This window comes from Streptomyces sp. P17 (assembly GCF_032436805.1).
GTDB lineage: Bacteria > Actinomycetota > Actinomycetes > Streptomycetales > Streptomycetaceae > Streptomyces.
Window position 1 is genome coordinate 1 of sequence record NZ_JAVRBF010000321.1, and the last position, 469, is coordinate 469.

A 469-nucleotide genomic window follows, 5' to 3' on the forward strand; every position below is an offset into this window, starting at 1 on the left:
TGCTGTATCAGCGCCGGGTGCGCCAAATTCGTTCAATAGTGATCCAGAAAAAAACTGCTTCATCACAAAATCAACGCCGAACAGGCTAACGTTGCGCAGGTCGGGCTCAAAGAACATCCCGCGGCTCGGATGCGATGAAATGATTTCGTATGAAGGAAAATAGTGGATGTCCTCCATATCTTCGGAGAGCTCGCCCGCCACGGAACGCAGGACTGATTTCGAATAGGACGTCGCGACCATAACATGGTTTTGGGTGGCGGTTGCAGCGAGTGGAACGGGTGAAACGGTCAGCAGCATCCGAGCTTTACTGTTAACAGCGCGCAACTTTTCCCAAAAGGCTAGCAGATCATCGCGAATTTCGGATTGACGTAGATTGCGCAGCCGATGTCGTGCAGGGTCATAGCTTCCCGCGACTGTTCCCGGTGCGACTGCAAACATCGTATTGTCTTCGACAGATTCCCACCCTTCA

1 protein-coding gene is annotated in these 469 nt (G+C 52.2%); it reads right to left on the bottom strand.

All coding sequences use genetic code 11. From position 1 onward, the window contains the following. Window positions 1–469: GSCFA domain-containing protein (locus tag RMT89_RS41085; protein ID WP_315888858.1), on the bottom strand; the 469-nt coding region annotated here is incomplete at both ends.